Consider the following 22,969-nt stretch of genomic DNA (forward strand, 5'->3'; position numbering starts at 1 on the left):
AAACAATGGCTTGCCAAAATATATTTCGTGGAGGAAAAATGTCCGAAATTCTTGAGCCGGTAAAGGATATACCGCTAACAAATCAACTGGAATTGACTGCTAATGTCCCAGGCATGCTTAAAACGATCAAACGAAATGGTAAGGTAGTTGTATATGATGATACTAAAATCAAAATTGCTATTACCAAAGCTTTTATTGCCGACGAAGGGGGTACAGCTCCAACTTCTGATCGAATTCACCAGCAAATCGAAGAACTAACCAGACAAATCACCCAGGTATTTAAACGCCGTTTACCTAGTGGTGGAGCTATTCATATCGAAGAGATCCAGGATCAGGTTGAACTTGCTCTTATGCGCAGCGGACATTATAAAGTAGCTCGCTCCTATGTTTTATACAGAGAAGAACGCCGAAAAGCACGCGAATCAGAATCGAAACAAAAACAAACAAAAGACAGTAAGCATTTATTAATAACTATGCCTAATGGAGAAATACAACCATTAGATATGGACAGGGTCAATACTATCGTCCAAGAATCATGTCGTGACCTCAGCAACGTCAAAGCAGAACCTGTTATTAAAGATGCCTTACGTAATCTTTATAACCAAGCCAAGTATGAAGACGTTCATAAAGCCTTGATTATGTCAGCGCGTGCATTGGTTGAAAAAGAACCTAATTACACTTATGTCAGCGCACGTTTGCTACTAGATAGCTTACGTTCTGAAGCCCTGACCAAACTCAACATCAAATCAGAAGCTACATTTGATGAAATGGCTCAAATTTATCCGGCTTATTTCAAATCCTACATAGAACAAGGTATAGTCCAAGGCATGCTTGACCCCAAGATGGCTGACTTCGACCTGGACAAGCTTAGCCAAGCCCTTCTTCCCGAACGAGATATGAAGTTCACCTATTTAAGTTTACAAACTTTATATGATCGCTATTTTATTCATGAGCGTGGAGTAAGATACGAGCTTCCCCAAGCCTTTTTCATGCGGGTAGCCATGGGACTTGCTCTTCGTGAACAACATAAGGAAGAGAAAGCCATAGAATTTTATCAGTTACTCTCCTCGTTTGATTATATGTCTTCCACTCCAACCTTATTTAATTCCGGAACAGTAAGACCGCAGTTATCCAGTTGCTATTTAACAACAGTACCCGATCATTTGGATGGTATTTATAGCGCTATAAAAGACAACGCCTTGCTCTCTAAATATGCTGGAGGACTAGGCAATGACTGGACTCCAGTACGAGCTATGGGCGCTCATATCAAAGGAACCAACGGTAAATCTCAAGGTGTTGTTCCTTTCCTAAATGTTGCCGATGCCACTGCCGTAGCAGTAAATCAGGGTGGTAAACGCAAGGGAGCTGTTTGCGCTTACCTGGAGTGCTGGCACAGAGACGTAGAGGAATTTCTGGAGTTAAGAAAAAATACCGGTGATGATCGCCGCCGTACTCACGACATGAACACTGCCCTCTGGGTGCCTGATTTGTTTATGAAGCGTGTTCGTGAAGATGGCAATTGGACTTTATTTTCACCTGATGAAGTACCCGATTTACATGATCAATATGGTAAAGCGTTTGAAGCTCTCTATGTTGAATATGAAGAAAAAGCTCGACAAGGTATTATTAGAAATACAAAAACCATTTCAGCTGTCAAACTATGGCGTAGAATGCTTTCCATGCTTTTTGAAACAGGTCATCCATGGCTCACATTCAAAGACCCCTGTAATTTACGCTCACCACAACAACATGTTGGAGTAATACACAGTTCTAATTTATGTACAGAGATTACTCTAAATACTTCTGAAGAAGAAATTGCTGTATGCAATTTAGGCAGTATCAATCTTCCCGCGCATATTAAAAATGGCAAACTGGATGAGCAAAAACTCAAGCGCACAATATCAACAGCTGTCCGTATGTTGGACAATGTTATTGATATTAATTATTACTCTGTACCCCAAGCTCGTCACTCCAACTTGCAACATCGACCAATCGGTCTAGGTATCATGGGCTTTCAGGATGCGCTATACGAATTAAAAATGGATTACGCATCCAAAGAAGCCATTGAGTTCGCCGACTCATCCATGGAACTAATCAGCTACTATGCTATCGAAGCCTCTTGCGACCTGGCTAAAGAGCGGGGTAGCTACTCAACCTATGAGGGTTCTTTATGGAGCAAAGGCATATTACCTATTGATTCAATTAACCTCTTGCAACAATCCCGTAATAAATATCTGGAACAAGACCGATCACAAAAACTGGATTGGGAACCATTACGAGTTAAAGTTCGCACACAAGGCATGCGTAACTCCAATGTAATGGCTATTGCACCTACAGCCACCATATCCAATATTTGTGGTGTATCACAATCTATTGAACCAACTTATCAAAACCTTTACGTCAAATCCAACTTGTCGGGTGAATTTACCGTGGTGAATCCTTATTTAGTCGCCGATTTAAAAACGCTAAACCTTTGGGATGAAGTCATGGTCAATGATCTAAAATATTTTAATGGCAGTGTACAGCCTATCAGTCGAATTCCAGACGAACTGAAAAGACGTTATGCCACTTCCTTTGAAATTGATCCCATTTGGTTGGTTGAAGCCGCGTCACGCCGTCAAAAATGGATAGATCAAGCTCAATCCTTGAACATCTATATGGCTCAACCTTCTGGTAAAAAACTAGATCAACTTTATATGCATGCCTGGACTCGTGGATTAAAAACCACTTATTACTTACGTAGTTTAGGTGCAAGTAATGCTGAAAAGTCCACTGTTACCGACGGAGCACTTAACGCAGTCAAATTAATAGATACCGAACCAAAAGCTTGTTCTATTACTGATCCAGACTGCGAGGCTTGCCAATAATCAGGAGAAATTTATGAACTACAATGATACTCAAGAAATTGTCGTAACTCCTCTTATGGGCGCGACAGGGCTCGAAACTTTAGAAATGGGGGCAGCACGCATTCATGTCGATGATAAGCAAATCATTAATTGTCGTGCTGATTTAAATCAATTGGTACCTTTCAAATACAAATGGGCATGGGATAAATACTTAACAGCCTGTGCCAATCATTGGATGCCCAATGAAATCAGTATGAGTGCCGATGTCGCCTTATGGAAAGATCCCTATGGCCTTACTGAAGATGAGCGTTTAATCATTAAGCGTAATTTGGGATTTTTCTCAACTGCTGATTCACTCGTTGCGAATAATCTGGTTCTTGCGGTTTACAGACATATCACTAATCCTGAGTGTCGACAATATCTTCTAAGGCAAGCGTTTGAAGAAGCGTTACACACTCATGCTTATCAATACATTATAGAGAGTTTGGGGCTGGATGAGGCTGAAGTATTTAACATGTATAGAGAAATACCTTCCGTATCCAGAAAAGCAGTTTGGGCATTACCATTTACTCAAAGTTTAGGTGATGAAGCCTTCCATACAGGCACTCCGGAAAATGATCAACGCCTGCTACGCGATTTAATTGCATTTTATGTCGTGTTTGAAGGTATTTTCTTTTATGTCGGATTTACTCAAATTCTGTCCATGGGACGTCGTAACAAAATGGTAGGAACATCAGAACAGTTCCAATATATACTACGCGATGAGTCCATGCATATGAATTTTGGTATTGATGTGATTAATCAGATCAAAATCGAAAATCCTCATTTATGGACACCTGAATTTAAGAATGAAATAATTCAACTTATCAGGGAAGGTGTTGAGCTCGAATATCAATATGCCAGAGACACTATGCCTCATGGCATTCTCGGAATGAATGCCGAGATGTTTGAAGAATATTTGCACTTTATTGCAAATCGTCGCTTAAATCAAATAGGTCTGCCAGATCAATATCCAGGTGCTGAAAACCCATTCCCCTGGATGAGTGAAATGCTGGATCTCAAAAAGGAGAAAAACTTTTTTGAAACTCGTGTTATCGAATATCAGGCCGGCGGTACTTTAAGCTGGGATGATGAGTAGAGTTTTATGTCTTACCTTTAACAAAGTAAGGGAATTCTGTAATGTAATTTAGAGAAATCCCTCACTTTGTGAGAAATGGCATACCCTGCCTTTAACTTGAAAAAATTCAATAATATTCTACATATTTCTATCATTTTTGGATTAATTTAGAACAAATCAACTTCCAAATCCAAATTTATGGTGACATTTCAGTATGATCAGGTAAAATCCCAAACGCATAGAAATAATGCTATGCCAACAAAATAATAACAACATCGCTAAAACATACAACACATCCAGAAAAATGCATTCTATTAACTGAAAATCAAGATGAGGTAAGTTATGCAGTCTAAAATACACAAAAAAGAAGACAATACAAATTACAGCTTTCTATTAAAATGCATGGCAGCAGCTACAGCAGCACTTGCTACAGCAGCGATAGTAACTGCTTTAGTAGTCAAAGCAACTGCTACAGCTGCGGTGGGTTTTGGTGTTGCAGCAACAGGTGCTGTTCTATCACCATTATTATTCGTAGGAGGAGCATTACTGGCTGCAGCAGGCATCTGTTGCCTTCCATTATTACTCTGCTGTGGCAGTAGCCGTAGTGTATACACTGTATCAAGCACACCAGCTTACAGACCTTGGAGTAGTATCTGGTCTACAGGTTATAATCCAACTTTCCATACGCATCCTGTTTATAACAATGGCGGTACCTATCATACTCATCACTCAGGAACTGTACATACTCATCCTAATCCAGTACATACCCATGGTAATAATGTTCACGTCCATAGTACTACGGGTAATTTCCATAGACATGGGTAATTATATCTAAGCCGAGTGTATTTTATACTTTGCTTGACACAGCAATGGTTCTAAAAGAACCATTGCTGTCTATAAATCACTACCAATTTACTGCCTCAAATGCGGAAATAAAATAACATCTCTGATTGATTGTGAATTAGTAAATAACATCACCAAGCGATCGATTCCAATTCCCTCACCTGCTGTAGGCGGCAAGCCATATTCCAATGCTTCAATATAATCACTATCAAAATGCATTGCCTCTAAATCACCTGCATCCTTTTCTTCAACTTGCTTTCGAAAACGCTCCGCCTGATCCTCAGCATCATTTAACTCAGAAAATCCATTCGCAATCTCACGACCAGCAATAAAAAATTCAAAACGATCGGTGACTTCCGGATTTGTATCAGAACGTCGGGCTAAGGGAGATATTTCTGTTGGATATTCAGTAATAAAAGTAGGCTGAAATAATTGATGTTCTACTGTCTCTTCAAAAAGAATAATTTGTAGTTTGCCCAGACCATCAGTTTCTTTATAAGGCAACCCTAAATCATTAAGAAGTGTTCTACATCCCTCAACTGTTTCCAGTTGCTGTGCCTTCATATCAGGATGATACTTTAATATCGCTTCTTTTACGCTCAACCGTCCAAAAGGTTTATTGAAATCAATGATCTGACCTTGATATTCAATTTGTCGAGTACCCAATACCTTATCACATAGGTAATGAAACAATTGTTCAGTGAAATTCATCAAATCATTGTAATCAGCATAAGCCTGATAAAACTCCAGCATTGTGAACTCTGGATTATGACGAGTAGAGATCCCTTCGTTGCGAAAATTTCTGTTAATTTCATATACTCGCTCAAAACCACCAACAACCAAGCGTTTTAAGTACAATTCGGGGGCTATTCTCAAATACATGGTCATATCCAATGTATTGTGATGAGTTACGAAAGGGCGGGCCAAAGCACCTCCAGGAATTGGATGCATCATCGGTGTTTCTACTTCCAGAAAACGATTGTCATCCATGAACTCTCTGAAAGCTTTAATCAAATGTGAACGTATTAAAAAAGTTTTTCGGCTGTCTTCATTTGCAATCAAGTCAACATAACGTTTACGGTATTTCAATTCCTGATCAGCCAAACCATGAAATTTATCAGGAAGCGGCCTTAAAGATTTGGTTAGCAACTCAATATGTTCTGCATTAATGGTCAGTTCACCAGTATTCGTTTTAAACAACTCACCCTGCACACCAACAATATCCCCTAAATCCCAATGTTTAAACTGTTCATACACTTCAGGAAGATCATTTGAACGAAGATAAACCTGTATCCGACCTGATACATCCTGAATATGAAAAAAACTGGCTTTACCCATAATTCTTCTCAGAACGATTCGGCCTGCGACAGATACTTTCACATGCTTTTGTTCTAATGTTTCTTTCTCAGTTTCGGAGTATTGCTTTAGCAAAGCATCGGCTAGATGTTCGCGGCGAAACTTGTTCGGGAAATTAAACCCATCTGTACGCAATTCTGCTAATTTTTGCTTGCGAATATGATAAACTTCACTTTCATCTAAATGTAAATGTTCTTCACTCATGCTTGCCCTACTCCCGCCTTTAAACTGGCTTCAATAAATTGATCTAATGAACCATCCAATACTGCCTGAGTATTACTGGTTTCAACACCGGTGCGCAAATCTTTTATACGAGATTGGTCTAATACGTAGGAACGAATTTGTGATCCCCAACCAATATCAGACTTGCTAGCCTCCAATGCTTGCTGTTCTGCATTTTTCTTTTGCATTTCCAATTCATAAAGCTTCGCTCTCAATTGCTTCATTGCTTGGTCTTTATTTTTATGCTGACTTCGATCGTTCTGACACTGAACTACTATCCCGCTAGGGATATGCGTAATCCTTACTGCAGAATCAGTACGGTTAACATGCTGCCCGCCAGCCCCGGAAGCTCTGTAAGTATCAATCCGCAAATCAGCCGGATTGATTTCAATTTCAATATCATCGTCAATTTCAGGAGAGACAAAGACAGCTGCAAACGAAGTGTGTCTCCTGTTGCCAGAATCAAATGGTGATTTTCTCACTAGACGATGCACACCTGTTTCGGTTCTTAACCAACCAAATGCGTACTCACCTGTAAAATGAATGGTTGCACTTTTGATTCCTGCCACTTCGCCAGGAGAGCATTCTATCAGTTCGGTGGTAAATCCATGATGTTCGCCCCAACGTAAATACATACGTAATAACATTTCAGCCCAATCTTGCGCTTCAGTGCCACCAGAACCTGATTGAATGTCAAGATAAGCATTGGTGTGGTCCATTTTGCCAGAAAACATTCTTCTAAATTCCAAACTGGCAACTTGTTGCTCAATTGACTTTAATTCCTCACCAATGTCATTGATGGTTTGCTCATCATTTTCTTCTCGAGCCAATTCAAACAGTTCCCTCTGATCACTAATCGATTGGCTTAATTGGCTTAATGAGTGGACTATAGTTTCCAGCTGAGTTCTTTCACGTCCCAATGCCTGAGCCTGTTCCGGATTGTCCCATACATTGGATGACTCTAATTCACGAATTACTTCTTCCAGGCGCTCACGTTTACTGTCGAAGTCAAAGATACCCCCTAAGCGATTCTATGCGCTCATTAAGATCGATTAAACTTAAATTAATTTGATTCACTTCCAGCATCAGTGTCTCTTTGTATAAAGAAAAACAGAGATTTTACAGCGAAAGCAAGATTCTATCTATACTAATTCTGATGTTTTAATGCTGTTCTATAAGCTTGAAGATTCATTAATAACTCTGCTTCAGCATTTGATAAATGACAACTACTAACAATTTCCTCACGAGTACCACCCATTTCCAGGATTCTCAAGGCATGTTGATAACTGCCATCGTTATGTCTTATGTTTTCCAATTCTTGTAATTGAGTCTCAATACTAATTAATTGTTGATTAATGTCATTAAGTTGTTTCGCAAATAATAAATCCGCATTAATTAACATAGGATGATCTTTTATTATTTGGCTAGTCAATTTTTCCAATGAATCTATTTTGTCCTGCAATTTATTGATATTTTTTCGTTGATTTAATAAATAATTACCCAAGAGTACAAAAATTATCGCATTCAAATACAGAATGATATGTGTCATTTTTTATCCTTAATTTCAATATCTTTTTTATTAAATTCTACTGAGTTTGTATTTCTTATAACAGTAAAATGTACTCTGCTTAAATCAGGATTGAGAATTCTGTCCACTTTTCTATTTTTAGTAATAATAATATTCACTCTTCGATTTTGGCTTCTCCCAGCTTCTGTATCATTATCAGTTATTGGATACTGATCACCGTACCCCGTAACCAAAATACGATGATTGGCAATTCCAAAACCATTTAAAATTCGACCAACAGTTGCCGCTCTTGCAGCTGATAATTCCCAATTGGAAGGGTATTGGGGCGTTTCAATAGGCACATTATCAGTATATCCTTCAACAACCACTGGAAAATGAAGATTCTTAATTTTCTCTGCTAGCTTCATTAATTTGATTAACGCTTCTGGTTTAATATCGGCGCTTCCAGAATCAAATAATGACCCTGCCTTTATATCTATCTCAACCCATCCTTCTTGTCTGTTTAACTTGAAATCACCGTCTTCCAGTTCAGAAAGAGATTTATTCAGATCGTCCAAACCATCTTTAAAAGTTCCTTTAGTCTTCTTTTCTTCAGGGCCATCTTTTAGGTTATCTGTTGATTGAGTCGCTTTATTTTGATCTTTTTGATTAAAAGCCGATTTCATCCCCTCAGAAAGAGATTTATATTTTGAGTCATTAACCGAAGAAATCGCATACATCACAACAAAAAAAGCAAATAATAAAGTAATAAAATCAGCGTAAGATACGACCCATCTATGATTATCCTGATGCTCTTCATCTTTCTTGTGCTTTGATTTCATCTTGCTTGTGTTGCCCATAGTTGTTTAATTTTAACTGCAGCATATTGGGACTCTCCCCACTCGCCATAGCGACCAGGCCTTCAACAACCATTTCATCAAAATGTACTCTATGAGAAATACAACTTTTTAATTTATTAGCAACAGGTAAAAAAATCAGATTCGCCAACCCAACACCATAAATTGTCGCAACAAAAGCAACAGCAATACCTAAACCCAGTTGACTGGGATCAGCGAGGTTCCTCATGACTTGAATTAAACCCAGCACTGCACCTAAAATTCCTATAGTAGGACTGTACCCGCCCATACTTTCAAAAACATACGCAGCGCGTAAATCCTGATGTTCCGTTCGATCTATTTCTGATTCTAAAACTTGTCTTATGGTAAGTTTGTCCACTCCAGTGACCAGTAGTTCCAACCCCTTATAAATTAAAGGATTGGTTTCAACATCCAAACGATCCTCCAAAGAAAGAAGACCAAGCTGGCGAGCTTTTCTAGATAACTCTATGAGAGTCGCACGGCATTCTTCAAAATTATGATGAGGAGGTTTCACTACCCAAGGCAATATTCTAAATGCTCTTTTAAAAGTGGCTAAAGGAGTTTGCACCATAACAGCTCCCAAAGTTCCACCCATGACAATCAGTAAGGCCGGAAAATTAAGTAAGGAATTTAAATCGCCCCCCTCAAACATTTGGCCTACGATAATGGCGAGAAAACCTGTCAATAATCCTATTAAAGTCAAAGCGTCCATACTTATCTTTTATTCCGGTAATCTTGATCTAATGCGGAGCGTTGCTTGGCTTAGAATCTGTGAAATTCGAGACTCACTAACCTCCAGTATTTCCCCAATTTCCTTCAAATTCAAATCCTGCTCATAATACAAGGAAAGCACCAACCGTTCTTTACGAGGAAGGCTATCAATCACTTGAGTTAGTTGATTCATCATATCACTACGCATAACATTCCTGTGCGGTTCGGTTGAGCCATTCCCCTCATGATCAAATAAGATATCATCAGTTACTCCCAAATCGTCAAAACCATATAAATGACTACTAATGGAATCTTGCAACATGTCATGATACTCATCTAATGACACACCCAGCTCTTCGGCAATTTCATTATCCTTAGCCTCACGCCCAATCTTATGCTCTAAAATGCGCACAGCATCAGCAATCATTCTGGAGTTGCGATATACAGAACGAGGCACCCAATCGTTACGTCTCACTTCATCAAGCATATGTCCCCTGATACGTATCCCAGCATAAGTTTCAAAGGACGCCCCTTTAGATGAATCATAATGCCTTGCTGCTTCAAGCAAGCCAAGCATTCCTGATTGTATTAAGTCATCCAGTTGTACACTCTGCGGTAATCGTCCGAGCAAATGATGTGCAATGCGCTTTACCAATGTGGCATGATTTTTTACCAGAGCTTCCTGGGTTTGTTGATTTACTTTGCTGTATGCAGCCAAAGCATCCACGATACTCTCCTTACCATAACAGCAGATTGTAATTATTAGTAATTTGGTAAATCTAAAACAAACAGAGTACAGCTAATTTTAAGTATAGCGAATAATTTAAAATTGTCCTGCAACCAAACGCTCCAAAAAGAAACTGGTGTTTCCACCTAAAGACGGTTTAAATGACCAATTACTCACCGTTTCAGCTAACTCTAGTAAAGCCAGAGCAGCAGGTGAATCGGGATAAGCAATTAAAATAGGATTTTGTTTTTTTACTGATTTATGAATGTTTTCATCAAATGGAATTGCGCCCAGATAATCTAATTGCACATCCAGAAACTGTTCTGAAACACGAAACAGTTTATTAAACAAATCACGACCATCCTTAATATTTCTAACCATATTAGCCAGAACATGAAAATGCGTCCACTCATAACGTTTACTCATCACTTTAATTAGTGCATAAGCATCGGTCAAAGAGGTAGGTTCATCACAAACAACAACAATCAACTCTTGTGATGAACGGGTAAAACTCAACACGGTCTCGGAAATCCCTGCCGCAGTGTCGATAATCATATAATCCAAATCATCAGTTAGTTCATTAAATGAATCAATAATTCCTGCATGCTCTGCAGGACTCAGTTGCGTCATAAACTCTGTTCCGGAAGCAGCGGGAATAACTCTTATACCAGCAGGACCATGTAAAATAATATCACTTAAATGACAGATGCCCTGAAGAACATGAGATAAATTGTATTTGGTGTGCAACCCCAACATAATATCCACATTCGCCAGGCCTAAATCGGCATCCAGAAGCATAACGCTATAATTTAGCTGAGATAACGCTATAGCTAAGTTGACCGAGATATTGCTTTTACCTACACCACCTTTTCCTGCGGAAACAGCAATCACTTTAACAGGTTTGTTTCGGGACAAATTTCTGAGGCCAGAAGCCTGATCTTTTATACCTTTGCTAAGTTTCGACATAATTCGCTCTCCTAACATTGGGATTTACTTTGCTGATGTCCCTTTCTTGATGAAATAACTGAAGCTCTTGTTGAGCAAATAACTCAACAAGTTGGTGACGCGTAGCAATTTTGATATCTTCTGGAACCCGTTGTCCATCGGTTAAATAACCCACGGCTAAATTGGATTCAATAACAGCACTTATGGCCCCACCTATTGCAAGAGATTCATCCAGTTTCGTAATAATGCACTGATCCACATGATTTGCCTGGTAACGTTTAATCGCATCGATTAATACCTGGTAATGGCTGGTAGCAGGTAATACCAATACTTTTTCTATGGATTGCAGATAATTGCTTAAAACAATCATTTGTTTGGTTACACGTTCATCAGCAGGATTCATCCCAGCTGTATCAATCAAAATTAATTTTTTGTCATTTAATTGACGCAATACTCTTGCCAAAGAGACTTCATCCTGAGCGATACAAACCTTAACTCCCAAAATTTTTCCATAGAGGACTAGTTGTTCCTGTGCCGCTATTCGGTAGGTATCCATAGTAACCAAACCCAACTTATCAGCACCAAAACGTAAAGCAAAGCGTGCCGCAATTTTAGCTAAGGTTGTCGTTTTACCAACACCAGTTGGGCCAACAAACGCATAGACACCACCTTCTTCTATTCTATTAGAATCACGAATTGGCAATTGTTCTGTCACCTGTGACAAAATGAATTGCCAGGCTCTTTGTTGATTCAAATCGGGCTTTACTGAGCGAGCCCAAATTGTCGCTGTATCAGGACTAACACCTAAATATAAAAGTTTTTGCAGCATAACCGTATGTAAAGGCTCATGAATGCCAATATTTCCTCGTAATTGTGCTTCGAGCATTCCTCTCAAAGTCAAAATTTCTTGACGCATATCGTCTAATGGTGTTTGTACAGAATATTTTTCTGTTCTACTTGGGGGCTCTGCTATGGCTACAGCAGTTTGAGTTGATATCACTGTTTCGTCAAAATCAATAGCAGCAACTATTTCAACGCCATCTTTTGTATTATGGCTTGACAAAATAACGGCATCAGGGCCAAATGTAGCCTTTATTTGCTGCATGGCACTGCGAGTATCTGCAGCGACAAAGCGTTTTAATTTCATAATGCCTCCTGCCTTCAACACACCTGTGCAACTTTTGAAACTAACCTACAGTTCCTATTATTCTTATTTGTTTGTTATCAGGTATTTCCTGATAAGACAAAACATGAAAGTCATTGGATATTGTACGCACAAATCGTGCCAAAACGGTTCGTATGCTTGGTTGAACTACTAAAACCGAACTTTCTTGTTTTGCCTGCTGTTGCGCAGCAAACTGGACTAGCGCCTGTTGGATTTTATCCGCCATTCCTGGTTCAAAGCTAATTCCGCCATGCCCACTGTTTTGTATAGTACTGTGCAACAATTGTTCCAGCTCTGGTTTTAACGTGATAATAGGCAACTCTTCATTTAAACCACTGATTTTCTGAGTTATCAATCGTGATAAGGCAATTCTTACTTGACTGATCAAATATTCAGTATCTTTAGATTTTGACGCGTATTCTGCCAAAGTTTCGACTATAGTTCGTATGTCTGTTAATGGAATATGTTCTGATAATAATCCCTGCAATACTTTGCTAACCATACCTAAAGAAAGCCCATCCGGTACAAGCTCTTTAACCAGTTTAGGGGAACTTAGAGACAATTTATCCAATAGTTGCTGTGTCTCCTCATAGCCAAGTAATTGCTGACTGTTTTGTTCCAAGATCATGCTCAAATGAGTAGCAACTACTGTTGATGCATCAACTACTGTATAACCTAAAGTGTGCGCTTGCTCCTTTTGGCTTTCACTAATCCATACAGCATCCATTCCAAAAGCAGGATCTCTTGTTGGAATTCCCTCTAAATCACCAAATACCTGTCCGGGATTTATTGCTAGCCATTTATCGGGATGAATCATTGATTCACCCATAATCACTCCTGCCAAACTCAATCTGTAGTGATTAGGCTTTAAATCCAAGTTATCGCGAACATGGACAGATGGAATTAAGAACCCCAACTCTTGCGATATTTTCTTTCGAACGCCTTTAATTCGCGAAAGTAAAATTCCTCCCTGGGCATTATCAACCATGGGGATCAATCGATAACCTACTTCCAAACCAATTACATCCACAGGATTAACATCATCCCATGATAATTCACTCACTTTAGAGTCACTGACTTGTGAGAATTCATTTTGCTCTGTATCCTGCTTCTCGCGCCTAACCTTTTCCTGCTTGATAAATAAATAGGCAATCCCGGCTAATCCGCCCGACAATAAAATAAATGCAATATGCGGCATACCAGGAATTATTCCTATTAGACCAATAATGGCTGCTGCAATGACAAGTGATCTTGGTTTTGCAAACACTTGAGAGATTACAGCCTGTCCCATATTTTGGGCACTTGAAACTCTGGTCACAATGATTGCTGCTGCAGTAGACAACAAGAGTGAAGGAACTTGGGCGACTAAACCATCTCCAACTGTCAATAAAATATAATTATGGACGGCGTCACTCAAATTCATATTGTATTGAAAAACACCTATTATCAATCCACCTACAATGTTGATGATCAAAACCAAAATTCCAGCTATAGCATCACCTCGGACGAATTTACTGGCACCATCCATTGAACCGTAAAAATCAGCTTCCTGAGCTACTTCTGTTCGACGCTTGATTGCCTGTTCCTGATTGATTAGACCCGCATTGAGATCGGCGTCTATAGCCATTTGCTTTCCGGGTAAAGCATCTAAAGTAAATCGCGCACTTACTTCAGATACACGGCCAGCACCTTTAGTCACTACAACAAAGTTAATAACGACAAGGATAATAAATACCACTATACCTACCGTGTAATTACCGCCAATCACCACTTCACCAAAAGATTTTATGACCTGACCGGCGGCATCGGTACCATTATGACCATTGAGTAAGACTACTCGTGTAGAAGCTACATTGAGAGCCAATCTTAACAAAGTTGCCACAAGTATCACTGTCGGAAACACAGCAAAATCCAAGGGTCTTTCACTATAAATAACTGCCAATAAAACAACCAAAGAAAGAGCAATATTAAAAGTAAAAAATATATCCAAGAGGAAAGGAGGTAGAGGCAACATCATCATGCTTATCATAACAATCAGTATCAACGGAGTACCAAACCCTTGGCGCATCCAATATTCTATATAATTCATCACATTATTCATTCAATATCCTCCTCTGCTTCGCGAGCCAATTCAGGTGGAATAGGTACATTTTGTAAAATTTCAGGCTTATAATCATATCGTTGCTTGTCACGTAGCTGAAAAATGTAGGCTAACACCTGAGCCACAGCAACATATAATCCTCTAGGAATTTCTGCATTCAGTCTGGTTGAAAAATAAATAGCTCGAGCCAATGATGGAACTGAAATGATAGGAATCTTATGCTCTTTAGCAACTTTGGATATCTGAAAAGCAACCAGGTTTTTGCCTTTGGCAATCACCACTGGTGCCTTTTTTCCTTTCTTTTGATAACTAAGAGCAACTGCATAATGAGTAGGATTGGTCAATATGACGTCGGCTTTCGGTACTTCGCTCATCATCCGTCGCCTTGCAATCTCCTGCTGTGCACGGCGTATAGCGCTTTTTACCTCTGGTTTTCCTTCTGTCTCTTTGTATTCATCTTTTAATTCCTGCTTAGTCATCTTAATGGATTTACTATGTTCATATAATTGGAATGGAACATCTATTGCCGCAATTAATATCAAACTTGCGGAAATCAATACAAAAGATTTTAAAAGAATCATTACTCCACTAGTGATTGCTGTTTCTAATGGTGCTTTACCCAGTTCAAGCAACAATGGAACTTGCGATCTAAGCACTATAATAGATGCGCTTGCTACCAAAACAAATTTTAAAAAAGCCTTAAGCATCTCAACAAATCCTTTTAGAGAAATCATGCGCTTAAAACCTTTAAGTACGTTTAATCGGGAAAATTTTGGCTGTATAGACTGTCCGCTAAAAACCCATCCTCCCATCAGTAATGGCGCTAGTAAAGATAAAATAAAAATAACGGCCAACAGAGGAACAACAGACCAAAGCCCAGCTTTTGTTAGCTGAAACAAACTTTCCAATGTGTTATTCCCGGTAACAAGAATATCTTGATCAAAATCAAATGCCTTTTGCATTATAATAGCGACTTGAAGTGAAAATTGCTTCCCAAAAATAAAAAAACCAAGTCCGGTAAATAATAAAATGACCGTTGCATTAAAATCCTTGGAACGTGCAACCTGCCCTTTTTTTCGTGATTCCTTTAATCGCCTCGAAGAGGGTTGTTCCGTTTTTTCTTGTGATTGTTCTTCATCAGCCATCAGCGCAATATTCCTGTTATAAACTGGATTCCATGCTTAATACTCTCTACCATTTCTGTCCCGACAGTAGGTAAACCTATTTTTATGATGACAAAACCCATCAATAATGTAATTGGAAAACCTAAAGAAAAAAGATTTAATTGCGGAGCAACTCGCGTTATGATTCCAAAAGACAAACTTACAATAAGCAAAGATAAAATTGCTGGTATTGAAATCAATACCGCTTCTTTAAACATCCACCCTGAAAACATAATCAGATTCCAGACAATCGATGGATCCAGAGAAGATTTACCGATTGGCATTACTCTGAAACTCTCTATTAAAGTTTCGAGAACAGCTAAATGGCCATTCAATGCTAAAAATATTAATGTCGTCATCATTAAATAGAATTGGCTTACTAAAGGAACACTGGCGTTGCTGGTGGGATCAACCATCACAGCAAATCCCAAACCAGCCTGCATTGAGATAATTTGTCCACCAAGAATGAATACTTGAAATACTATTTGTAAAACAAATCCCATTAGCAAGCCCAATAACAATTCCTGTACGAGATAGACAAGATAAAGACCATTAAAATTATCGAAAGACAAGTCGTGAGGCACATAGACAAAACACACACAGCTTAAAGCAAAAACAAAGAGAATTTTAATTCGTGCCGGTAACAGTGCTGAAGATAAAACTGGCACCGTAAGCATCAAACCGCCAATACGCACCATGGGCCAAATAAATTGACTCATTAAGCGAATCATAGTTTGATAATCAAGATTCATTTTTCTATCCAATCAAATAAGGAATATTGCTTATCAGAGTATCTGTATAATTTATCAATGTTTTTAATAACCAAGGCCCTGCTAATATTAGAGCCAAAAAAGTAACAAATAATTTAGGTATAAAACTTAAACTGGTCTCGTTGATTTGGGTCGCAGCCTGAAACATCGATATGATTAGTCCAACAATTAATCCTGGTAATATCAACACTGCCAGTAATAACAAAATGATATAAATACTGTCACTAAACAATGAAACAACTGATTCTGGGGTCATATAGCCTCCTAGGCAATGGCAAAACTTGACGCAAGTGAACCCAATACCAAGGTCCATCCATCGACCATCACAAACAACATGATTTTAAAAGGCAATGAAATAATCAAGGGTGAAAGCATCATCATACCCATAGCCATCAAAACGCTGGATACAACAAGATCAATAATTAAAAAGGGTAAAAATAGTATAAATCCTATCTGAAATGCGGTTTTTAACTCGCTAGTGATGAACGCCGGGATGAGAACACTCATAGGAATTTCATCTACAGTTTTTGGTACATTTTGAGCAAATTTCTCAAAGAGAGACAAATCATTTTTTCTCGTTTGATTTAGCATAAACTGGCGAAGCGGCTTTTGTGCATTAGATAATGCCAGAGAGAAATCAATCTTTTCATTCATATAGGGTTGTATTGCCGTTTCATTGATTTTGTTGAATACAGGTGACATAACAAAATAAGTCATAAACAAAGCAATGCCTATTAATATTTGATTGGTAGGCGTCTGGGCCATCCCTATTGCCTGCCGTAAAATTGACAGTACAATAATTATCCTTGTAAATGACGTCATTGCCATCAGCAAACCTGGCAAAACAGTCAATAAAGTCATAAAAATTAAAATTTGCAGATTGATACTATAAGATTGTGAACCATTAACTCCGGGCTGCATTGTGACAACAGGAAAAGATAAAGGGTCTGTATGACCTGTAATAGGTAATAAGAAAAATACTATAAGAATCAATAACCAACTTTTACTTTTCATTTATGATTTTCCTATCGCTGATTTCAGCACATCGGCAAAAGACGATTTATGATCAGCATCAAACCCCTCAGGAAGTTGATTACCAAAATCACATAGGAGATTAATAGAATTGGAACTCACGCCTACTAATAAATACCTGTCCCCAGTTTTCAGCAATACAACTCTTTCCTTTGGACCTAACATCATACTTGCTACAGTTTGAAATCCTTTAGATGAAGTAATACTTACTTTATGCATACGTTTCACTATCCAAGATAAAAAAATAATAATGAATAAAACAAACAGGAGCCCTGAAATGATTCGTATCAGTTCGCCATGGCTGATCGCGTTTGAGCTTAAAGAAGATGACCAAACAACCGTACTGATTAGAGAAAGGCTCAAAAATGTCAAATAGAGTACTTTATTTTTCATTTGAGACGTTTTATTCGTTCAGCCTTGCTAACAATATCAGTTAATCTGACACCAAATTTATCGTTAACTACTACAACTTCACCATGAGCTACTAAAGTACCATTGACTAGCACATCAAGGGGATCACCAGCTAAGCGATCAAGTGCTACTATGCCTCCCTGATTTAGTTGAAGTAAATTACGAATCGTCATTTTGGTGCGACCGATTTCTACTGTCACTGAGACAGGGATATCTAAAATTAATTCCAATTTTTCATTGCCAGTATCTGGATTAATTGGATTCCCTTGATTTAATTGCTCCATAGTGGTTTCGTTCACTTGAGTCATCCTTGTCCCCTAATAACGTATTGTTTTAATTATTTTCAAAGCTCGTTTTTCATTTGCACTACCTAAGGTCGCAGTAAAGCTTGGTGTTCCCTCTATGTCCAAGGTTACTTCTTCATTCATTTCCAAAGGTACGAAATCTCCTACTTTCCAGGACATTACTTGTCCTAAAGTACTCACGGTTTCAGCCATTGAAGCACTTACCGTCAATTCAACGTCCATGAGCTCTTCTTTCAGAGAGTTAATCCAATTAGGATCGATTTCATCATCTGGTCTTGATGCCCCCAACTCCAATTGTTGCTTGATGGGCTCAAGCATAGAGTAAGGTAATATGAAGTAAAAAGCTCCGGTTTCCTTGCCAAAATTTAATATGAACCGTGCCACAAGCAACATTTCTTCTGGCTCGGCAATATTCACTAACTGGGGATTTGTTTCGTCATTGAATTTTGTTACATCCAGTTGAATTATGGGTTCCCAGGCATGCATTAAATTAGCTACCAGTTTTTTAGTTACGACTTCCATAACACGAAGTTCAGTAGCAGTAAAATCAGTTTTATCCTTTTGCGCGCCAAACTGGCTATTTCCGCCAAAATAATAATCGACTAAGTCATATACAAAGGTACTATCAAACAGAATAATTCCTTTACCGCGAAGAGGCTTGAATTTATAGATACTTATCAGGCTAGGGTTAGGTAAACTCTGCATAAACTCCTTATGCTTTGTAATATGTAGAGGGTCTTGTTTGATTTCAAAATCTCTAGCAGTTAAATGATAAATATCTGCTGCAAACAGACGAACAGCCCTATCATAGATTTTGTCTAATACCGGAAGCTGCCCTTTAACAATACGCTCTTGTCCAGTAAAGTTAAGTGTTTTGACACCATCGTCTGCCGCTTTTTTGTCAAAATCAAAAGAGGAGTTTACTTCCTGGTTAGCAGTATCTTCTGATTTTTTACGAGCTGGCTGCTCTGCTGAGTCCACCGCTTCATCACTCGTTTCATCATCAATTGACTCATCCACTGAATCCAGTAATGCATCGATCTCTTCTTGTGATAACACGTCTTTCTCAGTCATAAGCAATCCATTTGCATCTCAACCAGATTTTCAATCTTTTTTAAAGTTGAAGTGTTGATTAGTTTAAAATCAAATTCCTAAATGAATAACAATCAAAGAATAATTATATTTATGCAAAGCTTATGCCATTCAAAAAATATAATGATAAATCAAATGGTTAATCTAATAATCCAACTTTGATTAACTCATTGAATGTGACTCTGTCAAAGTATTGACATAAAAAACCTCAAGACTTTATTGATTACCTTATCTTAATAAAGTTTATCCTGATAAAAGCAATGGAACCATTATGCTAATAATTCTTATACTTTAAGTTTTAAAATATTTCTTGAGGGTAATTTAGCCTTTTCAATCAAAGAAGTGTTTTGGGAGTCATTCACTTAATCTACTGCTTGTTGTTCGCATTTATCTTCAGCTAAACTTTGGCAATTGGAATTACAATCTATTTCCTCAGAGGTTAAACAAACATCATCCAGGCATTGCTGATAATTTTCCCCAACACATTCTTCCATATTTAACTTATCTGTGCCTTCATCCAGGTTAGGAATATCTGCTGCAAATGCTATGAAGGAAAAGAAGAAAAAACAGCTTATGCTGACAAGATTGAATATTTTGTTCATTAGAATACCTTCAAATGAGATTTGATTTAATTATAGACAGCGTATAACCTTTGATCCTGTTTCCATAATAAAAAAATCATGCGACACTCAACTATCTATTTTTAAAAAAAAATTCTGATATGCGCAGCAAAAAAATCATATTAACTAATTTTACCCGCGCAATATATAGTGAGTCCTATTGCATAAGACCTGATACAGAGAAAGAACTTATTCACTATATTGCACAAAATCAGCCTACAAACATGCTAACTAGAGGCACAGGCTTAAGTTACAGTGATAGCTGCCTAAATCAAGATGGTTTAGTAATTGATACAAGTCGATTTAATCATTTCATTGATTTTGATGTCGAAACTGGTATCGTGGTATGTCAGGGTGGAACACCATTCAGGGATCTGTTTTTACTGCATGATGAATTCATTCCTCCTGTACTTCCTGGCACAGTATTTGCCACTGTAGCTGGAGGCATAGCCCATGATGTACATGGTAAAAATAATCATTCTGCGGGAAGTTTTGGCCATCATATTTCCTGGTTTGATTTATTGATTGGCGATCGGATCATGCATTGTAGCCGCGAGAAAAACACTGATTTATTTTCCGCAACTATCGCAGGTTTAGGTTTAACAGGCATTATTACACAAGTCGCTATTCGTCTTAAAAAAGCACCACGCCTTCTAGCGGTACAAAATAAACCATTTGCATCCATCCATGCATTAATTGAAGAAATGGGGAGCTACGGTCTTCAACAAGATTATCAAGTAGCCTGGCTAGACTTATTATACTCAGAACCCCGAGCCATTTTGTCAACAGCAAATTATTGTGAATCACCAACCTTTTCTAATAAAAAATTAACAATTTATAACCTGCCTCAATTACCATTTGGCCTTATCAAAAAATGGAACATGAAATTATTTAATCACTATTTTTATTCCAGAAAAAAAGAAAATCAATTGATGAATCTCACTCAATACAACAACCCTCTGGATAAAATATCCCATTGGAACCGGCTCTACGGACCCAGAGGACTCATCCAGTTTCAAGCTGTATTTGATCAAGACAGTGCAATACAAATTATTAATCACATAGTGGAGATTATTAGGGTTCATAATGCTACCCCAACCCTTACTGTCCTCAAATTATTTACGCAACCTGGAGTGGGTTTGCTTTCCTTTTGTCGACCTGGATTTACCCTGGCTATTGATTTTATTAATAATTCCCAAGCTCAAAAAGCTATAAGCTCCATGAATCAATTCATTGTAGAAAATAACGGGCGAATTTATTTGGCTAAAGATTTATTACTAAGTCCAGAGCAATATTCTAGAATGTATGAAAATCAATCGAAATTTTCTCAAGTACTGACAAAATATCAATGCCCCATGCGCTCTGATCTTGCCATACGTCTAGGAATCATAAAATGATACAGAGAAAATGGGTTGTTATAGGAGCCACTTCAGTTATTGCAGAACAATTCGCACATCTTGCCGCGCAAGCCGGTAACCATTTATGTTTGATTGCACGGAATCCCGAACAATTAACCTTGATCTCAAAAGACATTCAATTGCGATATAAAGTCCCTTGTGAAACAATATCTATCAATTTGTCCGAACCTGAAAAGCAATTACTTACCATTTTAAAAACTGGAGAAAGAGAGTTAGATTTATTTATTGCGCATAGTGATTTTACCGACAATGACCACTTGAATCTGCAATCGATTAAACATTTAATTAATACCAATATCACATCTACTGCGATCTTGATTAATACCTATTTACAAGCCAAACAAGAAAAGCATCATATCGTTTATTTAAGCTCTGTTGCCGCCTGTCGTGGCCGCGCCAAAAATAGTCTTTATGGCGCCAGTAAAGCAGCAATTGAACTATTTCTCGAAGGCTTGCAACAAAAGGCAACTCCACATCAACATATCTTAATCGCTCGTCTTGGATACATTGATACTAGACAAACTTATGGACTACCAGGAATTTTTTATGCGGCTCAACCACATGACTGTGCAAAAGCATGCTGGAAAAAAATAAATCATAAAAAAAGATTCTTTTACTATCCCGGTTTCTGGAGAGTGATCATGGCCATTATTACAAAAATTCCTTTTTTCATTTATAAAAGAATGGGAAAAATATAGATAATATTATCGCGTAATTAGATTACAATAATTTGTTTTTATAAGTGATATCCCACAGTTATAGGCTTTTGTATAATGACAAAAACTATCCTAGTATTAATTTAAGTAATATTATGATTGGTTTTAAAATAATGAATATTGCCGACTTGCAATCTTTTCTTGCAGTTGTTGAACTCCACTCTATCTCTTTAGCAGCCAAAAAATTGCATATTACTCAACCTGCTTTAAGTAAAAGAATCAGAAAACTTGAGTCGGCGTGGAAAACTCAACTTTTTATTTCTTCAGGATTAAGAACTGAGCTAACTGAAAAAGGAAAACAATTATTGCCTTATGTTCGACAGATGGTTTATCTGAGTGATGAATTAATTAGCAATACCGGTACAGATAAAAAAAAGCCTCAGTTACTGCTTAATATTGGTACCACAGTATACATTGCGCAAACTATTATTCCTCCCCTGATAATCCATATGAACTCACTGGATTTGAACTATTTTATTAATACGAAGCTGATTGCTGACAAAGATTTAGCTCTTGGTTTAGGTGAAGGTGCTTATGATCTGATTATCTCACCGTTCATGAATAATTCTGCTGAAATTAAGTCTGTACCTTTGTGGCGAGAAAGGCTTATCCCTATTGTTGGGATATCACATCCTCTGGCAAAAATTAAAGAAAAACTATCCCTTGCTGAATTAGCTGAATTTGATGCGGTGCTTATGGAAAAAAGCTTTATATTACGCCGCATTATTGATAAAGAAGCTGAAAAACAAAAGTTGACTCTTAAAATAAGAGCCGAAGCCAATATCATTTATAATAACATTGCTCTTGTCGAACAGGGTATGGCTTGGAGTATGATTAATGAACGCTTATTGAATCCAAATCTATTTCCTCTTGAACTATCAGATTATACTCCCAGCATTGATTTTTATTGTCATTTTCTTAAGAAACGTACCGATGAACGATTGATTCGTATTTTTGTTGATAATCTAGTCAATTGGGTTAATACTTCTAGTGATTTAGGTTCTTTTGCACTTGCTAATTAGGA

23 protein-coding genes are annotated in these 22,969 nt (G+C 37.9%); 6 read left to right on the plus strand and 17 right to left on the minus strand.

What is annotated here, in order from left to right; all coding sequences use genetic code 11:
• Positions 1 to 38 precede the first annotated feature (38 nt).
• From EL201_RS09080 to EL201_RS09090, 3 genes are all read left to right on the plus strand, one after another.
• On the plus strand, positions 39 to 2,867 hold the full coding sequence (locus EL201_RS09080; protein WP_027221958.1) for a ribonucleoside-diphosphate reductase subunit alpha: 2,829 nt from the start codon (positions 39 to 41) through the stop codon (positions 2,865 to 2,867).
• A 13-nt stretch (positions 2,868 to 2,880) separates the two neighbouring features.
• Positions 2,881 to 3,984 carry a ribonucleotide-diphosphate reductase subunit beta gene (locus tag EL201_RS09085; RefSeq protein ID WP_027221959.1) on the plus strand — a complete coding sequence of 368 codons (1,104 nt, stop codon included), beginning with the start codon at positions 2,881 to 2,883 and terminating at the stop codon, positions 3,982 to 3,984.
• A gap of 321 nt (positions 3,985 to 4,305) precedes the next feature.
• Positions 4,306 to 4,788 carry a hypothetical protein gene (locus EL201_RS09090; RefSeq protein WP_027221960.1) on the plus strand — a complete coding sequence of 161 codons (483 nt, stop codon included), beginning with the start codon at positions 4,306 to 4,308 and terminating at the stop codon, positions 4,786 to 4,788.
• Positions 4,789 to 4,875: 87 nt separating this feature from the next.
• On the opposite strand, the gene lysS is transcribed toward EL201_RS09090, so the two are convergent.
• The 17 genes from lysS to EL201_RS09175 form a co-directional block, all read right to left on the minus strand.
• On the minus strand, positions 4,876 to 6,366 hold the full coding sequence (lysS, locus tag EL201_RS09095) for a lysine--tRNA ligase (protein ID WP_027221961.1): 1,491 nt from the start codon (positions 6,364 to 6,366) through the stop codon (positions 4,876 to 4,878).
• Positions 6,363 to 7,470, minus strand: a protein-coding gene (gene prfB, locus EL201_RS09100) for a peptide chain release factor 2 (protein WP_106197071.1) whose coding sequence is annotated in 2 segments (ribosomal slippage) — positions 6,363 to 7,394 and positions 7,396 to 7,470 — 1,107 coding nt in all. Because the reading frame shifts where the segments join, the coding sequence is not laid out codon by codon here. The genes lysS and prfB overlap by 4 nt, the downstream gene beginning before the upstream one ends.
• A 61-nt stretch (positions 7,471 to 7,531) precedes the next feature.
• Positions 7,532 to 7,933 carry a DUF2802 domain-containing protein gene (locus EL201_RS09105; RefSeq protein WP_027221963.1) on the minus strand — a complete coding sequence of 134 codons (402 nt, stop codon included), beginning with the start codon at positions 7,931 to 7,933 and terminating at the stop codon, positions 7,532 to 7,534.
• Positions 7,930 to 8,733, minus strand: coding sequence for a flagellar motor protein MotD (gene motD, locus EL201_RS09110; protein ID WP_032828849.1), 804 nt, complete (start codon positions 8,731 to 8,733; stop codon positions 7,930 to 7,932). The genes EL201_RS09105 and motD overlap by 4 nt, the downstream gene beginning before the upstream one ends.
• Complete coding sequence (locus EL201_RS09115) at positions 8,708 to 9,481, minus strand: flagellar motor protein (RefSeq protein ID WP_027221965.1); 774 nt, start codon at positions 9,479 to 9,481, stop codon at positions 8,708 to 8,710. The genes motD and EL201_RS09115 overlap by 26 nt, the downstream gene beginning before the upstream one ends.
• Before the next feature lie 9 nt (positions 9,482 to 9,490).
• Positions 9,491 to 10,207, minus strand: a complete 717-nt coding sequence (locus EL201_RS09120) for an RNA polymerase sigma factor FliA (protein WP_027221966.1) — start codon at positions 10,205 to 10,207, stop codon at positions 9,491 to 9,493.
• Positions 10,208 to 10,303: 96 nt separating this feature from the next.
• Positions 10,304 to 11,173, minus strand: coding sequence for a MinD/ParA family protein (locus EL201_RS09125; RefSeq protein WP_027221967.1), 870 nt, complete (start codon positions 11,171 to 11,173; stop codon positions 10,304 to 10,306).
• Entirely contained in the window at positions 11,160 to 12,299 is a 1,140-nt protein-coding gene (gene flhF, locus EL201_RS09130) for a flagellar biosynthesis GTPase FlhF (RefSeq protein ID WP_027221968.1), read from the minus strand. Before flhF ends, EL201_RS09125 begins: the two co-directional genes overlap by 14 nt.
• Positions 12,300 to 12,339: 40 nt before the next feature.
• Positions 12,340 to 14,418: a flagellar biosynthesis protein FlhA gene (gene flhA / locus EL201_RS09135; RefSeq protein WP_027221969.1), complete on the minus strand. Its 2,079-nt coding sequence runs from the start codon at positions 14,416 to 14,418 to the stop codon at positions 12,340 to 12,342.
• Positions 14,415 to 15,563, minus strand: a complete 1,149-nt coding sequence (gene flhB, locus EL201_RS09140; RefSeq protein ID WP_027221970.1) for a flagellar biosynthesis protein FlhB — start codon at positions 15,561 to 15,563, stop codon at positions 14,415 to 14,417. The genes flhA and flhB overlap by 4 nt, the downstream gene beginning before the upstream one ends.
• Positions 15,563 to 16,333, minus strand: coding sequence for a flagellar biosynthetic protein FliR (fliR, locus tag EL201_RS09145; RefSeq protein ID WP_027221971.1), 771 nt, complete (start codon positions 16,331 to 16,333; stop codon positions 15,563 to 15,565). Before fliR ends, flhB begins: the two co-directional genes overlap by 1 nt.
• 4 nt (positions 16,334 to 16,337) lie before the next feature.
• Positions 16,338 to 16,607, minus strand: coding sequence for a flagellar biosynthesis protein FliQ (gene fliQ, locus EL201_RS09150; RefSeq protein ID WP_027221972.1), 270 nt, complete (start codon positions 16,605 to 16,607; stop codon positions 16,338 to 16,340).
• 8 nt (positions 16,608 to 16,615) lie between these two features.
• Positions 16,616 to 17,365 carry a flagellar type III secretion system pore protein FliP gene (gene fliP, locus EL201_RS09155; RefSeq protein WP_027221973.1) on the minus strand — a complete coding sequence of 250 codons (750 nt, stop codon included), beginning with the start codon at positions 17,363 to 17,365 and terminating at the stop codon, positions 16,616 to 16,618.
• Positions 17,366 to 17,776: a flagellar biosynthetic protein FliO gene (gene fliO / locus EL201_RS09160; protein ID WP_027221974.1), complete on the minus strand. Its 411-nt coding sequence runs from the start codon at positions 17,774 to 17,776 to the stop codon at positions 17,366 to 17,368.
• Positions 17,773 to 18,102 carry a flagellar motor switch protein FliN gene (gene fliN / locus EL201_RS09165; protein WP_027221975.1) on the minus strand — a complete coding sequence of 110 codons (330 nt, stop codon included), beginning with the start codon at positions 18,100 to 18,102 and terminating at the stop codon, positions 17,773 to 17,775. Before fliN ends, fliO begins: the two co-directional genes overlap by 4 nt.
• Positions 18,103 to 18,111: 9 nt before the next feature.
• A complete protein-coding gene (gene fliM / locus EL201_RS09170) occupies positions 18,112 to 19,173 on the minus strand; it encodes a flagellar motor switch protein FliM (protein ID WP_027221976.1) in 1,062 nt (353 codons plus the stop codon).
• 380 nt (positions 19,174 to 19,553) lie between these two features.
• Positions 19,554 to 19,793, minus strand: a complete 240-nt coding sequence (locus EL201_RS09175; protein ID WP_027221977.1) for a hypothetical protein — start codon at positions 19,791 to 19,793, stop codon at positions 19,554 to 19,556.
• Positions 19,794 to 19,912: 119 nt separating this feature from the next.
• Here EL201_RS09175 and EL201_RS09180 point away from each other — a divergent pair, with 119 nt between their 5' ends.
• The 3 genes from EL201_RS09180 (at position 19,913) to EL201_RS09190 (ending at position 22,967) form a co-directional block, all read left to right on the plus strand.
• Positions 19,913 to 21,208, plus strand: coding sequence for an FAD-binding oxidoreductase (locus EL201_RS09180; RefSeq protein ID WP_027221978.1), 1,296 nt, complete (start codon positions 19,913 to 19,915; stop codon positions 21,206 to 21,208).
• Positions 21,205 to 21,927: an SDR family NAD(P)-dependent oxidoreductase gene (locus EL201_RS09185; protein ID WP_027221979.1), complete on the plus strand. Its 723-nt coding sequence runs from the start codon at positions 21,205 to 21,207 to the stop codon at positions 21,925 to 21,927. The genes EL201_RS09180 and EL201_RS09185 overlap by 4 nt, the downstream gene beginning before the upstream one ends.
• Before the next feature lie 131 nt (positions 21,928 to 22,058).
• On the plus strand, positions 22,059 to 22,967 hold the full coding sequence (locus EL201_RS09190; RefSeq protein ID WP_027221980.1) for a LysR family transcriptional regulator: 909 nt from the start codon (positions 22,059 to 22,061) through the stop codon (positions 22,965 to 22,967).
• The last annotated feature ends 2 nt before the right edge of the window (positions 22,968 to 22,969 follow it).

Origin of the sequence: Legionella pneumophila subsp. pascullei (genome assembly GCF_900637585.1) — a bacterium.
Taxonomy (GTDB): Bacteria; Pseudomonadota; Gammaproteobacteria; order Legionellales; family Legionellaceae; genus Legionella; species Legionella pascullei.

Coding starts and splice junctions, on each gene's coding strand:
- EL201_RS09080 (WP_027221958.1), top strand. CDS start 39: ATGTCCGAAATTCTTGAGCCGGTAAAGGATATACCGCTAACAAATCAA.
- EL201_RS09085 (WP_027221959.1), top strand. CDS start 2,881: ATGAACTACAATGATACTCAAGAAATTGTCGTAACTCCTCTTATGGGC.
- EL201_RS09090 (WP_027221960.1), top strand. CDS start 4,306: ATGCAGTCTAAAATACACAAAAAAGAAGACAATACAAATTACAGCTTT.
- lysS (WP_027221961.1), bottom strand. CDS start 6,366: ATGAGTGAAGAACATTTACATTTAGATGAAAGTGAAGTTTATCATATT.
- EL201_RS09105 (WP_027221963.1), bottom strand. CDS start 7,933: ATGACACATATCATTCTGTATTTGAATGCGATAATTTTTGTACTCTTG.
- motD (WP_032828849.1), bottom strand. CDS start 8,733: ATGAAATCAAAGCACAAGAAAGATGAAGAGCATCAGGATAATCATAGA.
- EL201_RS09115 (WP_027221965.1), bottom strand. CDS start 9,481: ATGGACGCTTTGACTTTAATAGGATTATTGACAGGTTTTCTCGCCATT.
- EL201_RS09125 (WP_027221967.1), bottom strand. CDS start 11,173: ATGTCGAAACTTAGCAAAGGTATAAAAGATCAGGCTTCTGGCCTCAGA.
- flhF (WP_027221968.1), bottom strand. CDS start 12,299: ATGAAATTAAAACGCTTTGTCGCTGCAGATACTCGCAGTGCCATGCAG.
- flhA (WP_027221969.1), bottom strand. CDS start 14,418: ATGAATAATGTGATGAATTATATAGAATATTGGATGCGCCAAGGGTTT.
- flhB (WP_027221970.1), bottom strand. CDS start 15,563: ATGGCTGATGAAGAACAATCACAAGAAAAAACGGAACAACCCTCTTCG.
- fliR (WP_027221971.1), bottom strand. CDS start 16,333: ATGAATCTTGATTATCAAACTATGATTCGCTTAATGAGTCAATTTATT.
- fliQ (WP_027221972.1), bottom strand. CDS start 16,607: ATGACCCCAGAATCAGTTGTTTCATTGTTTAGTGACAGTATTTATATC.
- fliP (WP_027221973.1), bottom strand. CDS start 17,365: ATGAAAAGTAAAAGTTGGTTATTGATTCTTATAGTATTTTTCTTATTA.
- fliO (WP_027221974.1), bottom strand. CDS start 17,776: ATGAAAAATAAAGTACTCTATTTGACATTTTTGAGCCTTTCTCTAATC.
- fliN (WP_027221975.1), bottom strand. CDS start 18,102: ATGACTCAAGTGAACGAAACCACTATGGAGCAATTAAATCAAGGGAAT.
- fliM (WP_027221976.1), bottom strand. CDS start 19,173: ATGACTGAGAAAGACGTGTTATCACAAGAAGAGATCGATGCATTACTG.
- EL201_RS09175 (WP_027221977.1), bottom strand. CDS start 19,793: ATGAACAAAATATTCAATCTTGTCAGCATAAGCTGTTTTTTCTTCTTT.
- EL201_RS09180 (WP_027221978.1), top strand. CDS start 19,913: ATGCGCAGCAAAAAAATCATATTAACTAATTTTACCCGCGCAATATAT.
- EL201_RS09185 (WP_027221979.1), top strand. CDS start 21,205: ATGATACAGAGAAAATGGGTTGTTATAGGAGCCACTTCAGTTATTGCA.
- EL201_RS09190 (WP_027221980.1), top strand. CDS start 22,059: ATGAATATTGCCGACTTGCAATCTTTTCTTGCAGTTGTTGAACTCCAC.